This window comes from Herbiconiux solani NBRC 106740, from assembly GCF_001571005.1.
Taxonomy (GTDB): domain Bacteria; phylum Actinomycetota; class Actinomycetes; order Actinomycetales; family Microbacteriaceae; genus Herbiconiux; species Herbiconiux solani.
In genome coordinates this window covers 212,292-226,276 of record NZ_BCST01000001.1, presented here as the reverse complement: position 1 = coordinate 226,276, position 13,985 = coordinate 212,292, and the positions used below count along the sequence as shown (strand labels likewise).

Annotated in this window: 14 protein-coding genes; all 14 read right to left on the bottom strand. The window is 70.3% G+C overall.

The window, feature by feature from the left end:
• Positions 1-150: 150 nt before the first annotated feature.
• Complete coding sequence (nusB, locus tag HSO01S_RS01100) at positions 151-558, bottom strand: transcription antitermination factor NusB (RefSeq protein ID WP_066038733.1); 408 nt, start codon at positions 556-558, stop codon at positions 151-153.
• 12 nt (positions 559-570) lie between these two features.
• On the bottom strand, positions 571-1,131 hold the full coding sequence (gene efp, locus HSO01S_RS01095; protein WP_066038732.1) for an elongation factor P: 561 nt from the start codon (positions 1,129-1,131) through the stop codon (positions 571-573).
• A gap of 84 nt (positions 1,132-1,215) precedes the next feature.
• Positions 1,216-1,680, bottom strand: coding sequence for a type II 3-dehydroquinate dehydratase (locus HSO01S_RS01090; protein WP_066038731.1), 465 nt, complete (start codon positions 1,678-1,680; stop codon positions 1,216-1,218).
• A gap of 7 nt (positions 1,681-1,687) precedes the next feature.
• Positions 1,688-2,767: a 3-dehydroquinate synthase gene (aroB, locus tag HSO01S_RS01085; protein ID WP_066038730.1), complete on the bottom strand. Its 1,080-nt coding sequence runs from the start codon at positions 2,765-2,767 to the stop codon at positions 1,688-1,690.
• Positions 2,764-3,276, bottom strand: a complete 513-nt coding sequence (locus HSO01S_RS01080; RefSeq protein ID WP_066038729.1) for a shikimate kinase — start codon at positions 3,274-3,276, stop codon at positions 2,764-2,766. Before HSO01S_RS01080 ends, aroB begins: the two co-directional genes overlap by 4 nt.
• Entirely contained in the window at positions 3,273-4,472 is a 1,200-nt protein-coding gene (gene aroC / locus HSO01S_RS01075) for a chorismate synthase (RefSeq protein ID WP_066038728.1), read from the bottom strand. Before aroC ends, HSO01S_RS01080 begins: the two co-directional genes overlap by 4 nt.
• 56 nt (positions 4,473-4,528) lie before the next feature.
• Positions 4,529-7,057: a helix-turn-helix transcriptional regulator gene (locus tag HSO01S_RS01070; protein WP_066038727.1), complete on the bottom strand. Its 2,529-nt coding sequence runs from the start codon at positions 7,055-7,057 to the stop codon at positions 4,529-4,531.
• A gap of 95 nt (positions 7,058-7,152) precedes the next feature.
• On the bottom strand, positions 7,153-8,046 hold the full coding sequence (locus tag HSO01S_RS01065) for a shikimate dehydrogenase (protein ID WP_066038726.1): 894 nt from the start codon (positions 8,044-8,046) through the stop codon (positions 7,153-7,155).
• A 15-nt stretch (positions 8,047-8,061) separates the two neighbouring features.
• Positions 8,062-9,249 (bottom strand): endolytic transglycosylase MltG, encoded by a 1,188-nt coding sequence (gene mltG, locus HSO01S_RS01060; protein ID WP_157078838.1) that lies wholly within the window; start codon positions 9,247-9,249, stop codon positions 8,062-8,064.
• Positions 9,250-9,298: 49 nt separating this feature from the next.
• On the bottom strand, positions 9,299-9,769 hold the full coding sequence (gene ruvX, locus HSO01S_RS01055; RefSeq protein WP_066038725.1) for a Holliday junction resolvase RuvX: 471 nt from the start codon (positions 9,767-9,769) through the stop codon (positions 9,299-9,301).
• Positions 9,770-9,772: 3 nt separating this feature from the next.
• Positions 9,773-12,451, bottom strand: a complete 2,679-nt coding sequence (alaS, locus tag HSO01S_RS01050; protein ID WP_066038724.1) for an alanine--tRNA ligase — start codon at positions 12,449-12,451, stop codon at positions 9,773-9,775.
• Between the two features lie 76 nt (positions 12,452-12,527).
• Positions 12,528-12,737 carry a hypothetical protein gene (locus HSO01S_RS01045; RefSeq protein WP_066038723.1) on the bottom strand — a complete coding sequence of 70 codons (210 nt, stop codon included), beginning with the start codon at positions 12,735-12,737 and terminating at the stop codon, positions 12,528-12,530.
• A 63-nt stretch (positions 12,738-12,800) separates the two neighbouring features.
• Positions 12,801-13,214, bottom strand: a complete 414-nt coding sequence (locus HSO01S_RS01040; RefSeq protein ID WP_066038722.1) for a DUF948 domain-containing protein — start codon at positions 13,212-13,214, stop codon at positions 12,801-12,803.
• 78 nt (positions 13,215-13,292) lie between these two features.
• Entirely contained in the window at positions 13,293-13,922 is a 630-nt protein-coding gene (gene rpsD / locus HSO01S_RS01035; RefSeq protein ID WP_066038721.1) for a 30S ribosomal protein S4, read from the bottom strand.
• Positions 13,923-13,985: the final 63 nt, after the last annotated feature.

The following is a 13,985-nucleotide window of genomic DNA, read 5'->3' as shown; positions in this document are numbered from 1 at the left end:
AAGTGCAAGCGGCGGGCCATACTCGACGACCCAAGGTGAGGCCTTGGCCGCGCCAGCGACCGAGGCCGAACATGTCGCGCTGCGCCGGGCAGGGACCGGCGCAGCCCGGGATACGCGCGCGAAGCACGCGCATCCCGGCAGCTAACACAGCTAACTCAGCGCGACCTTGCCCAGCACCCCGTTCACGAACCCCGAGCTGTCATCCGTCGACAGCGTCTTCGCCAGCTCGACCGCCTCGGCGATCGCCACGCTCGCGGGCACCTCGTCGTTGTACTGGATCTCCCAGACCCCGATCCGCAGCAGCGCGCGATCGATAGTGGGCATCCGCGGGATGCTCCAGCCCTGCGCGTAGGTCTCGATCGTCTCGTCGATCTCGGTCTGGTTCTCGATCACGCCGTCGACGATCTCGCGGGCGTAGGGCCACGAGTTCTGCCGGTCGGGCTCCCCCGCGGCGCGGCCCGCCTCAGCGGCGAGCGACTCCTGGATGGGGATCTGCCGCACGTCGGCGGCGTAGAGGATGTCGAGGGCCCGCTTACGGGCCTTCGTGCGTGCGCTCAACGACCAGCCCGACTAGTTGACGCGGCCGAGGTAGTCGCCCGTGCGCGTGTCGACCTTGACCTTGGTGCCGATCTCGAGGAACAGCGGCACCTGGATCTCGTACCCGGTCTCGACGGTGGCGTTCTTGGTGCCGCCGGTCGAGCGGTCGCCTTGGAGGCCCGGCTCGGTGTACGTGATCTCGAGCACGACGGAGGCGGGCAGCTCGACGTAGAGCGGCTCGTCGCCGGTCAGCGCGATGGTGGCCATCTGCTGCTCGAGCATGAAGTTGGCGGCGTCGCCCACGATGGCACCGGGGATGGTGATCTGGTCGTAGTCGGTCGTGTCCATGAACACGAAGTCCTCGCCGTCTTTGTACAGGTACTGGAAGTCGCGGCGGTCGACGTTGGCCGTCTCGATCTTCGCTCCGGCGTTGAAGGTGCGGTCGACCAGCTTGCCGGTGCGCACGTTCTTGATCTTGGTGCGCACGAACGCGCCGCCCTTGCCCGGCTTGACGTGCTGGAACTCGATGACGTTCCAGAGCTGACCGTCGATGCTCAGCACGGTGCCGTTCTTGATGTCGTTCGTTGAAGCCATGAAAGAGGTGATCCGTTTCGAAGTTGGGGGTGCGACCGGCGTTTCGGCCCTGAAGAAGTGTAGCGGCTCCGTCCGGACGGCGTCTCAGAGGTCGAGGATGCCTCGGAGAGCGAGCCGGTACGAGCCGAAGCCGAAGCCGGCGATCACTCCGGACGCGACCCCCGAGATCACGCTCGTGTGCCGGAAGGTCTCCCGCGCGTGCGGGTTCGAGATGTGCACCTCGACGAGCGGCAGGCCGGCCTTGGTGACCAGGGCCGCCGCATCCCGGAGCGCATAGGAGTAGTGCGTGAACGCGGCCGGGTTCAGGATGACTGGGGTGCGCGTGTCGACGGCCTCGTAGAGCCACGAGATCAGCTCGGCCTCGTCGTTGGTCTGACGCAGGTCGATCCCGACGGGCTCGCCACCAGGGACGCCGGAAGCCGCCGCAGCCGCCGCATCGGCGACGAGCAGCGCCTCGAGCGCCCCGAGGTCCTGCGACCCGTAGACGTCGGGTTCGCGGCTGCCGAGGCGGCCGAGGTTGGGGCCGTTGAGGACGAGGACGGATGCCATGGTGCTCCTAGGACGCGATCTCTTGGTAGGCGGCGAACAACAGCGACGAGTCCGGCCCTTGCAGCACGCTGGGCCGGGCGAGGTCGTCGAGCACGATGAAGCGGAGCATCCCGCCCCGGGACTTCTTGTCGCGCTGCATGGTCGCGAGCAACGTCGGCCAGCGACCACCCGGGTACGTCGTCGGCAACGACAGCGAGGTCAGGATGGCGCGCATCCGGTCGACCTGGGCATCCGGCAGCGAGCGGGTGAGCCGGCTCAGCTCGGCGGCGAACATCATGCCGACCGCCACCGCGGCCCCGTGCCGCCACTGGTACCGCTCGGCGTGCTCGATGGCGTGCCCCAGGGTGTGGCCATAGTTGAGGATCTCGCGGAGCCCGGCCTCCTTGAAGTCGCTGCTGACCACCCGCGCCTTGACGGCGACCGAGAGCTCGATCAGGCGGCGGAACTCCTCGGTCGACGGGTCGGTCGCCCGGTCCACGTCGGCCTCGATGATGTCGAGGATCTCGGGCTCGGCGATGAAGCCGTACTTCACGACCTCCCCGAACCCCGCGAGGATCTCGTTGCGCGGCAACGCGGTGAGCACGTCGAGGTCCTCCACGACGACGCTCGGCGCGTAGAAGGCGCCGACGAGGTTCTTGCCCTCGTTGGTGTTGATGCCGGTCTTGCCCCCGACGGCCGCGTCGACCATCCCGAGCAGCGTGGTCGGCACCTGCACCAGCGTGACGCCGCGGAGCCAGGTCGCGGCCACGAAGCCCGCGAGGTCGGTGACCGCTCCCCCGCCGAAGCCGATCACGGCGTCGGTGCGGGTGAAGTCGGCCTGCCCCATGACCTGCCAGCAGAAGGCGGCGACCTCGACGCGCTTGCCGGCCTCCGCATCCGGGACCTCGGCGAGCAGCACCTCGTAGTCGCCCAGGAGGCTCTCGCGGAAGGAGGCGGCGATCGCACCGAGGGTCGGAGGGTGCACGACGAGCACCTTCTTGACCGCCGGGCCGAGCCCGTCGCGGACCAGGTCGAGGATGCCGCGGCCGACGATCACGTCGTACGCGCCCTCTCCGGTGATCGGGATGCGGGTGACGGGGGCGGTCATCGGATGCTCTCCTTGCTGTCCGCGCGCCGGCTGCGGGCCCAGCGCGCGATCTCCTCGGCGATGGTGTCGGCCGGCCGGTCCGAGGTGTCGACCGTGAAGCCGGCCAGGCGGTCGTACAGGTCGCGGCGGGCCTCGAAGACCGCGATCCAGGATTCGATGTCGGGGACGAGCGGGCGCTTGCCCGAGCCCAGCCGGCCGAGGACGGCGTGCGGCTGGACGGTCAGGAGCACGACGGGGAGCCCCTCGAGGTCGTGCTGGGTGTCGGGATCGAGCACCGCGCCGCCGCCGAAGGAGATCACGCCGCCGGCGGCGAGGGCCGCGACGACCTGCTCGCGTTCGAGCGACCGGAAATGGGGTTCGCCGTGCCGGGCGAAGATCTCCGGGATGGGCCCGTGCTCGCCGACGATCAGCGAGTCGGTGTCGAGGAAGGGCTCGCCGAGCAGCCGCGCCACGCGCGTGCCGATCCGCGACTTCCCGGCCGCCGGCGGACCGATCAGCACGAGCGTCATACGCGGGCGATGCCGGTGCGGAGCGCCTCGGGGATGTTCGCCAGGTACGACTCGAGGTTGCGGCGGGTCTCGCCGACCGAGTCGCCGCCGAACTTCTCCAGAACCGAGTTCGCGAGCACGAGAGCGGTCATCGCCTCGGCCACGACACCGGCGGCGGGGACCGCGCAGACGTCCGAGCGCTGGTGATGCGCGGCCGCGTCCTCTCCGGTGGCGACGTCGATCGTGTGGAGGGCGTGCGGCACGGTGGCGATCGGCTTCATGCCGGCGCTGACGCGGAGGACGGTGCCCGTGGACATGCCGCCCTCGGTGCCACCGGCGCGGTCGCTGGTGCGGACGATCTCGTCGCCCTCGCGGTAGAGCTCGTCATGCGCGGCCGAACCGCGGCGGCGGGTGGTCTCGAAGCCGTCGCCGACCTCGACGCCCTTGATCGCCTGGATGCCCATCAGGGCGGCGGCGAGCTGCGAGTCGAGACGGCGATCCCAGTGCACATGCGAGCCGAGCCCCGGCGGCAGGCCGTAGGCGAGCACCTCGACGACGCCGCCGAGGGTGTCGCCCTCCTTGTGGGCGTCGTCGATCTCGGCGACCATCAAGGCGCTGGTGGCCGGGTCGAAGCAGCGCACCGGATCGGCGTCGAGCGCCTCGACGTCCGTCGGGCGGGGAAGCCGGCTGCCCTCGGGCACCCGCACCGGGCCGATCGCCACGGTGTGGCTGACCAGCTGGATGCCGAGCTCGCCGAGGAAGGCCTTCGCCACCGCTCCGAGCGCCACCCGGGCGGCCGTCTCGCGGGCGCTCGCACGCTCGAGGATCGGGCGTGCCTCGTCGAAGTCGTACTTCTGCATGCCGACCAGGTCGGCGTGGCCAGGACGCGGGCGGGTGAGCGGAGCGCTCCGGCCGGTGCCGGACAGCGGCTCGTCGCGGGGCTCGACGCCCATCACCTCGGTCCACTTCGGCCACTCGGTGTTGCCCACGCGGATCGCGACCGGGCTGCCGAGGGTGCGGCCGTGCACGACGCCGCCGGACAGGTTCAGCTGGTCCTGCTCGAACTTCATCCGGGCGCCGCGACCGTAGCCGAGCTTGCGCCTGGCGAGGTCGGCACGGAGCTGGTCGAGTGTGATGGGGATGCCGGACGGAAGACCCTCGACGATAGCGACGAGTTCTTGACCGTGGGATTCCCCGGCGGTGAGCCAACGGAGCATGAATCGATTCTAGCTAGTACCGCGCCGCCGCCTCTGCGGCGCGGGCGGCGGGCGGGTCAGGGGGTGCGGGAGCCGATCGCGTCGGGGAGTTCGCTGCGACCGCGGATGCCGAGCTTGCGGTACACCCGCTGGAGGTGCGTCTCGACGGTGCGGACCGAGAGCACCAGCGCGTCGGCGATCTGCCGGTTGGAGGCCCCCGCGGCCGCGAGACCCGCGATCTCGGACTCCCGCTCCGACAAACGGACCACGCCCGGATCGCGGGTGAACGGAAGCGATGTCAGCCCGCACACGACCAGGTGGTCCTCTCCGCGCCGACGCGCGGCGGATGCGTCCCGGTCGTCGCCGCAGGCCGCGAACAGCTCGGCCGCCGAGAAGAACGCTTCCGCAGCGGGGGCGGGCCACCCGAGGACGGATGCCTCCTCCGCGGTCTCCACGAACTCCCGCGCCAGAGCCCTGGTCTCCTCGCCGGAGTGCGGGAGCGCGGGATCCAGCGACTGCGAGCGGGCGAGAGCCCGGGTGTGCCGCACACAGATCGCCATCGAGCGCCCCTCGACGCTGGTGCCGAGCTCGTCGACCCGGGAAAGCACCTCCTGCGCGGCACCTGCGCGCGCCGCATGGTGCAGGGCGCTCAGCTCGTGGAGACGGAGCCCGAGGGCGGCATGGATGCCGGCGGCCTGGATCAACGCCTCCGCGGCCTCGCCCATCCGGCCTGCCGCGGCGTGGGACACCCCCACGGCGACCGTCGTCCGGGCGAGGAGGAACCCCATCTCCGGGGACGGATCCAGCACCGGCCTCAGCAACTCCATGGCGCCCTCGCCGTCTCCCGCCATGGCGGTGGCGACCGCGAGTTCGACCCGCGTGTCCGTCGCGGCCGCGACGAGACCGTTCTGCTCGAGGAGGTCGAGCGCGCGCTGAAGCTCGACCGCTCCCTGGGTCACCCGGCCGGCGCCCACCATCATGCCGCCGATGGCGAGCCCGATGTGGCCCTGGACGACGCCGTGGCCCCGTGCGGCCGCGGACTCCCGCATGTCGGACAGCACCCGGAGCCAAGGGTCCAGCGGTTCGTCGTGGCATCGGATGTACGCGCGCGTCCACTGGATCCGCAGGAGGTCCGCGCCTGCGGGTGCGAGGATCGCCTCGGCGTCGTCCAGCAGGTCGTCGGCGCGGGAGAGATCCCCCTGGAGGCATGCGACCAGGGCGGTCTGTGCCATCACCTCGCCTTGGATGACGATGTTCGGATCCACCGGGACCGATACCGCGCTCCGGATCTCGGCCGGCGTCATGATGTCCCTGGCAGAGTCCAGACGCAAAGTGGCGCCGAGAGCGAAGACGTCCTCGTCTCCGGACCAGTCCGACGGGATGTGCCAGGCGGCCAGTGCATCCCGGCTCCGCTCGTCGATCAGACGGGAGAGCGTCGCAGCGGCTGCGGCGAACCCCGGCTCGGTGGCGAAGTCGCCCTCGAGCCCTCTCAGCCGGTCCTTCGCCGCGTCGACCCGGCCGAGCTGCGCTTCGGCCGCCGCGAGGGCCAGGCCGGCCGACGAGCCGCCACCGCCCTCCACCGCGGCGGATGCGAGATGGAACGCCAGTTCCCGCCGCGAACGCCGGAGGGCCGCGTTCGCCGCCCGGGTGAGGACGTCGGCCTCGATCGGCACGCCCAACGGTGCCGCGTAGCGTGTGAGGCAGGCGAGCTCGCTCTCGGTCAGGCGCTCCGGAGGTACGTGCCTCAGCTGCTCCACCACCGCAGTCGTCAGCCGACGGCGTCGGAGTTGGCCGATCGTCTGCGGAATGATCAATTCGATGACCGCGTCGTGGATCCTCACCCGGAACGACCCGTCCCGGCCCAGGACGTCGATCACGCCGTCCTCCTCCAACCGCTCCAGCGCGTGTGCCGTGTCGCCGTCGACGAGAGCCTCGAGCAGCACTTCGACCTGCTCGACGCTCATCTCCGGTGCGAGCCCGATGATGTCGAGCAGCGTCTCCGACACGGGGGTGAGGGTCGTGAGCGCGCTCAGCCGGGATCGCAGGAGACGACGGAGCGGATCGGGATGGAGCGAGTGGCCCGTGAGACCCCACGACCCGTTCCTCTCCACCAGGGCTCCCGCGGCCTGCGCCTCGCGCACCACCTCCTGCAGCACGACCAGGTCGCCTCCGCTGCGCTGAGGGACGAACGCCGGTACCGCGGCAGGATCGAGCCGGCCGCCCAGGAATGTCTGCACGGCAGCGAGCACCGCGCTCGGATCCAGGTCCGGCAGATCGATGCGCACGACGAGGCCGTCGCGGCACATCTTCTCGGCCACCGCGCCGAGCGGACGTCGTGCCGCTGCGGTGATGACCGGGATGATCCGCTTCTGCTCCGTCGACCGGATCAGGTCGGAGCCGAGCTGCGCGTCGAGACGGTGGACGTCGTCGCCGACCCAGATCGACCGCCGCGATTCGTCCGGCAGCTGGGCGAGCGCCGACCGGATGAGGTGCGTACGGCCCGCACCCGGTTCACCCACGACGAGAACACCCTGCCCGGTGGCGAGCACGGCCAGCACCGTCGCGACGGCGGACTCCCGCGAATCGACTTTCCCGTGACCACTCATCAGCGAGCCCCCTTGCGTACCGATGATCCTGCGCACCGATTATCGTGCGTTACCGATGATGCGTGCACGAGGATCATCGCGCAATCATCGCGTGATCAGGATGCGGGTGCGAGGGCCGACTGCATCGCGGCGAGGATGCGGGGCTCGTCGGGGAGCTTCACGAGGGGGTCGCCGTGCAGGAAGATGCGGATCTGCATGAGGGCCTGGTGCACGAGCATCGCCTCACCGGTGACGGTGGCGCTCCCGGCCTGCTGCCAGAGCCCGGCGAGCTCGCTCGGCCACGGGTGGTAGGCGACGTCGAGCAGAGTGGATGAACGGGGTGCGACGGCCGCGGCGAAGTTCACCGACACCCCCACTCCGCCGGGCAGCGTGCTGATCGTGAGGTCGGGCTCGAGCCCAGCCAGGGCCGGGTCGTGCAGCGCCGTGACCGAGGAGGCGACGCCGGCGGCCCGGGCCGCCTCGACGACCGACGCCGCCTTCGCCGGGCTCCGCAGCACCACGTCGACGTGCTCGCTGCCGAGCTGCGCCGCGGCCACCACGGCCGAGCGCGCGGTCGCGCCGCCGCCGAGCACGAGCGTCCGCGCGGTCGAGGTGACCCCGGCCTCGCGCAGCGCCTCGGCGATGCCGTACACGTCGGTGTTGAACCCCGACAGCAGCCGCCGGCCGTCGGCGGAGGTGACCAGCACCGTGTTGACCGACTCGGTCATCCGGCCCACCGCATCCACCGACGACAGCGACCCGAAGACGGTCTCCTTCAGCGGCATCGTCAGCGACAGCCCGCGCCACGGCTCGTCGAGCTCGGCCAGGAACCCGGGCAGCTGCTCGCTCGTGACCTCGATCGCGTCGTAGCCCCACGGCAGCCCGAGCGCCGCATAGGCGGCCCGGTGCAGCAGCGGCGACTTCGAGTGGGCGATCGGCGACCCGAGCACGCCCAGCAGGCGCGGCACGCGCAGCGCGTCCGGATCACCGGTGAGCGGATCGATCGTCATCCGAGGCCTCCCGACTCAGCCGATGCCCGGGTGGTCGGCCCACCACTGCTGCAGCTGCTCGACCGCCTGCTCGTGCTCCTCGGCCGTGGTCGAGAACACCGTCTCGCCGGTGTCGAGGTTCACCGTCACGAAGAACAGCCACGGTCCGTCGACCGGGTGCAGCGCCGCGTTGATCGCATCGTCGCCCGGGTTCGAGATCGGCCCGCCCGGGAGCCCGGGGTGCGCATAGGTGTTGTAGATGTTCGAGGTGTCCGCGCGCTCGGCCGAGGTCGTCTCGACGTCGTTGCCGCCGGCGCCGTAGCGGACCGTCGCATCCGACTCGAGGTTCATGCCGTCGGCGAGGCGGTTGGTGAACACCCGCGAGACCTTCGCCATGTCGGCGGTGCTGCCCGCCTCCTTCTGGATGAGGGCGGCGAGGGTGATCACGCGGAACCGGTCGTCGGGTGCGACGCCCGCCGCATCCAGCGACTGGAAGGTGCGGTTCACCATGGTCGTGATCATGTCGGCCGCGGTCTGCCCCGGCTGGAAGGTGTAGGTGGCCGGGAACAGGAAGCCCTCGATGCTCGGCGCCTGCGCCGGCACCCCGAGTGCGACGTAGTTCGCTCCGGCGGCCTCGAAGTCGGCCAGCGGCTGCCCCGTGACGTCGGCGAGCTCCTGGTAGATGCCCTTGGCGCTCGATCCCTCAGGGATCGTGACGGTGTAGTCGACCTTGTTCGCGGGATCCTGCAGCGCCGTGAGCGCGGCCTGCGCGCTCATCTGCGAGGCGAGCCGGAAGGTGCCCGACTGGAAGACCGGCGCCGGGCTCTGCTTGAGCAGCAGGTCGTAGAACGTCGCGGAGTTCTTGATGACGCCCGCGGTGGCCAGGTTGTCGCCGATCGCCTCGCCGATGTCGCCCTGGTTCACGACGAACATGACCTCACCGGTGCCGGTGCCGCTGTAGTCGTCGGTCTCCTTGGCCGCGAACATCGAGCTGATCTGCGAGCCGAAGGTGTTGACGACGAAGTAGCCGGCGCCGCCCAGGAGGCCGAGCACGACGATCGTGGTGATCAGCCGGGCGATCCAGCGACGCGGCTTCCGCGGCGGCGGCGCGCTCTCCCGGGTGGATCGGCGCGTGGGCGGCGTGGCGGTGGCGACGCGGCCGGGCTGCTCCGGGCGGAAGAACTCCGCGAAAGGGTGGTCCTCTGGTGGCTGTCGATCAGTCACGCGATACCTTTTCCTTGACTCGGGTCGGGCTGGGGATGAGCCGTTGTCATCAGAATCGCCCCGTTGCGATCAGGATGCCGGGAGGATTTCCCGAGGCACGCTCGGTGTCGAGGGCATGCTGCACGAGTATAACCGCGGCCACCTGGTCGATCACGGGGCGTGAGCTCCGAGTGTTCCGACCGGTCCGGTGCAGGGCGGCCTGGGCGGAGACGGTCGTGAGGCGCTCGTCGATCATGCGCACCGGGAGGCCGCCGCTCTCGGCCAGCCGCTCGGCGAAGTCGCGCGCATCCTGGGTCGAGGCCGTCTCGGAGCCGCTCATCGACAGCGGAAGGCCCACCACGTACTCGAGCGCGTCGAGCTCGTCGGCGATGCTCCGGATGCGCCGGAGGTCGGCGTCGTCGCCCTCGGGCGAGCGGGGAACCGTCTCGACCGGGGTGGCGAGCATGCCGTGCGGATCCGTGCGGGCGACACCGATGCGGGCCTTGCCCACATCGATCCCGATCCGCACTCCGGTCCGCATCCGCTACCCGGCCGTCCCGCCGGAGACCGCCCGGCCGATGGCCGAGAGCGCCTCCCCGAGGGCCTCGGTGTCGGTGCCGCCGCCCTGGGCCAGGTCGTCCTTGCCGCCACCACCACCGCCGAGCACGCCGGCCGCGAGCTTCGCGAGCGCGCCCGCCTTGGCTCCGGCGGCGCGCGCGCCGTCCGTGGTGGCGACGATCACGACGGGCTTGGCGTTGACCACGGCGGCCAGCGCCACGACCGCGGTGTCCGAGCCGCCGGCCACGAGCACCTCGCGAACACCGGTGACGAGCTGGCGCACGTCGTCGGCCGACCGCAGCTCGCCCAGGTTCTCGGCGACGAGTGTCACCGCTCCGGCGGGGCGGGCGGATGCGGCCAGGCCCGGGATGCGGGTCGACAGTTGGCCCGCCTCGAAGGCGGCGATCCGCTTCTCTGCGGCCTTGAGGTTCGCGCTCAGGTCGGCGATCCGCGTGACGAGCTCGTCGCGCGGGGTCTTGAGGCTCGAGGTGAGCTGCGAGACGAGGGCGCGCTCGGCCGCGAACTCGCGGAACGCCTCGATGCCCACGAGGGCCTCGACGCGGCGGTTGGTCGAGCCGATCGAGGATTCGCCCTGCAGGTTGATCATGCCGATCTGGGCGCTGGAGGAGACGTGGGTGCCGGCGCAGAGCTCGCGCGACCACGGGCCGCCGATGTCGACCATCCGCACGACCTCGCCGTACTTCTCGCCGAACAGCGCCATGGCGCCCATCGAGCGCGCTTCGTCCAGCGGCAGCTCGCGGGTGAGCACGGGCAGGTCGCTCCGGATGGCGACGTTCGCGATCTCCTCGATCTCGGTGCGGGTCTCGACCGAGAGCGGCTGGTTCCACGAGAAGTCCAGGCGCATGTAGCCGGCCTTGTTGTACGAACCGGCCTGGTGCGCCTCTTCGCCGAGGGTCTCGCGGAGGGCGGCGTGGATGAGGTGGGTCGCGGAGTGCGCCTGGGTCGCGCCCCGGCGCCAATCGGCGTCGACCACGCTGCGGGCCCGGTCGCCGACGGCGACCTGGCCGCTGGTGACCTCGGCGCGGTGGCTGATCAGGCCCTTGACCGGCTTCTGCACGTCGAGCACGGTCAGCTCGAAGCCCTCGCCCACGATCGTGCCGGCGTCGGCCTCCTGGCCCCCGGACTCGGCGTAGAGCGCGGTCTCGGCGAGGATGACCTCGACCTGCTCCCCCGCGACCGCGGAGGAGACGGAGACGCCGTCGAGGATGAGCCCGAGCACGGGCGACTCGGCCTCGAGCTCGTCGTAGCCGCGGAACACGGTCTCGCCGAGCGCGCGGAACTGGCTGTACACGGTGAGGTCGGTGATGCCGAGCTTCTTCGCCTTGGCATCGGCCTTGGCGCGCTGCTTCTGCTCGGCCATCAGCGACTCGAAGGCCACGCGGTCGACCGTGATGCCGGACTCCTCCGCGATCTCAAGCGTGAGGTCGATCGGGAAGCCGTAGGTGTCGTGGAGCAGGAACGCGGTGTCGCCCGGCAGCTCGGTCGCCCCGCCGGACTTGGTCGAGCTGACCGCGGTGTCGAGGATCGTGGTGCCGCCGGTGAGCGTGCGGAGGAAGGACTCCTCCTCGGCGTAGGCGCCGCGGGAGATGCGGCCGAAGTCGGTCTCGACCTCGGGGTACGCGGCCTTCATGGCGTCGCGCGAGGCGGTCAGGAGCTCGGGCATGGTGGCGGTGTCGACGCCCAGCAGTCGCATCGAGCGCACCGTGCGGCGGAGTAGGCGCCGGAGGATGTATCCACGGCCCTCGTTCGACGGGGTCACGCCGTCGCTCATCAGCATCAGGGCCGAGCGCACGTGGTCGGCGACCACGCGCATCCGCACGTCGTCGTCGTGGTCGGCGCCGTAGCGGCGGCCGGAGAGCTCGGAGGCCCGGTCGAGCACCGGACGGACCTGGTCGATCTCGTAGAGGTTCTCGACGCCCTGCTTGAGGAACGCGACGCGCTCGAGACCCATGCCGGTGTCGATGTTCTTGCGGGGCAGTTCGCCCAGGATCTCGAACTCGGTCTTCGAGCTGCCCTCGCCGCGGAGGTACTGCATGAACACGAGGTTCCAGATCTCGATGTACCGGCTCTCGTCGGCGACCGGGCCGCCCTCGATCCCGTAGCGCGGGCCGCGGTCGAAGTAGATCTCCGAGCAGGGGCCTGCGGGGCCGGGCTGACCGGTCGACCAGTAGTTGTCTTCCTTGTCGCGGCGCTGGATGCGCTCGTCAGGCAGACCGGCGACGCGCTTCCAGATGTCGATCGCCTCGTCGTCGTCCTCGTAGACGGTGACCCAGAGGTCGCGCTCGGCGAAACCGAGGCCGCCGTCGGACTCGCTGCCGGTGAGGAGCTCCCAGGCGTAGCCGATCGCGCCTTCCTTGAAGTAGTCGCCGAACGAGAAGTTGCCGTTCATCTGGAAGAACGTGCCGTGCCGCGTGGTCTTCCCCACCTCCTCGATGTCGAGGGTGCGGATGCACTTCTGCACGCTCGTGGCGCGCGGGTACGGTGCGGGCACCAGCCCCGACAGATACGGGATGAACGGCACCATGCCGGCGACCGTGAACAGCAACGACGGGTCGTCGCTGACCAGGGAGGCGGAGGGGACGACGGTGTGCCCCCTGCTCCCGAAGAAGTCGAGCCAGCGGGAACGGATGTCAGCGGTCTGCATGTGAGCGGGTGTCCTAGCGGGGGTGGGAGAGCGTACGCGGTCCGCCGGCGCGAGGCGCACGGCGGACCGGAGGGACTTACTTGGTGAGCTTGTCGCCCGCGTCGGCGATCGCGGCACGGAGCTCGGACTCGCGCTCACGGTAGCCGTCGACCAGCGAGTCGCTGAACTCCTTGGTCTTCTTGTCGAGCTCGGAGAAGAACTTCTTGCCGCCCGAGGTCTGGTTGAACTGGTGCGCGACCACGAATCCGATGCCGACTCCGGCGATCAGCCACAGAACTTTCTTCATTGCGTTCTCCTCGTTCGTAGGGTGCTCGTTCGGGACAGAAAAAGCCTCGGCCAGTGTAGCGGGCTACTTCGAGCGCTTCTTCGGAGCGGGCTTGGGCTTCTGCCCCTTCTTGGCCGTGCGCTGCGACTCGGGGCGGAAGGTCAGCAGCCCCTCGCGGACGGCCGCGCTGAAGCCCGCGAGCTTGATCAGCGGCCCGCCGACCGAGGCGGCGAACAGCGCCACCAGCGACGACACGTTGCCGGTGACCTCTTCGACGTTCTTGGTGATCGCATCCACCCGGGCGAGCTGCTTGTTCGCCTCCTGCACCGTCACCGTCGACTCGGCGAGGATCGGCGTGATGCCGTCGCTGACGTCTTTGATGGAGTCGCGCGTCTGGTCGAACACTCCCCCGAGCTTCAGGAGCGGGACGGCGATCAGGCCCACCAGCACGGCGAAGACCCCCGCTGCGATCAGGCCTGCGATGTCTCCACCGGTCATTGCGGAACCTCTCTGTGAAACGACGGAAGCGGGCCACCCTGGGGTGACCCGCTTCCTAGTATGTCGCGACTGCTCGAGTTATCGGGCCGCGTAGTACTCGACGACGAGCTGCACTTCACAGGTCACGGGGACCTGTGCGCGCTTGGGGCGCTCGACGAGTCGGGCCTGGAGCTTGTCCAGTTCGACATCGAGGTAGGCGGGCGTCTTCGGCAGCAGGTCGATGTGACCGCCGGCCGCGGCGACCTGGAAGGGCTCGGTGCCCTCGGAGCGCTGCTTGACGTGGATCATCTGCCCCGGCTTCACGCGGAAGGACGGGCGGTCGACGAGCTGGCCGTCGACCATGATGTGACGGTGCACGACCATCTGACGGGCCTGGGCGGTGGTGCGGGCGAAGCCGGCACGGAGCACCAGGGCGTCGAGGCGCATCTCGAGGAGCTCGACCAGGTTCTCACCGGTCAGGCCCTTCGCGCGGCGGGCCTCTTCGAAGGCGATCTTCAGCTGCTTCTCGCGGATGCCGTACTGGGCGCGCAGGCGCTGCTTCTCGCGCAGACGGACGGCGTAGTCGCTGTCCTGCTTGCGCTTGGTGCGGCCGTGCTCACCGGGAGCGTAGGGGCGCTTCTCGAGGTACTTGGCCGCCTTCGGGGTGAGGGGGATGCCGAGTGCCCGGGAGAGGCGGGTCTTGCTTCGCGTACGCGACTTGGTAGCCACTTACGTCCTTTCGGTTGGAATTCTTACGAGATGGATTGCGCACGAGTGCGCGTGACTCCACAG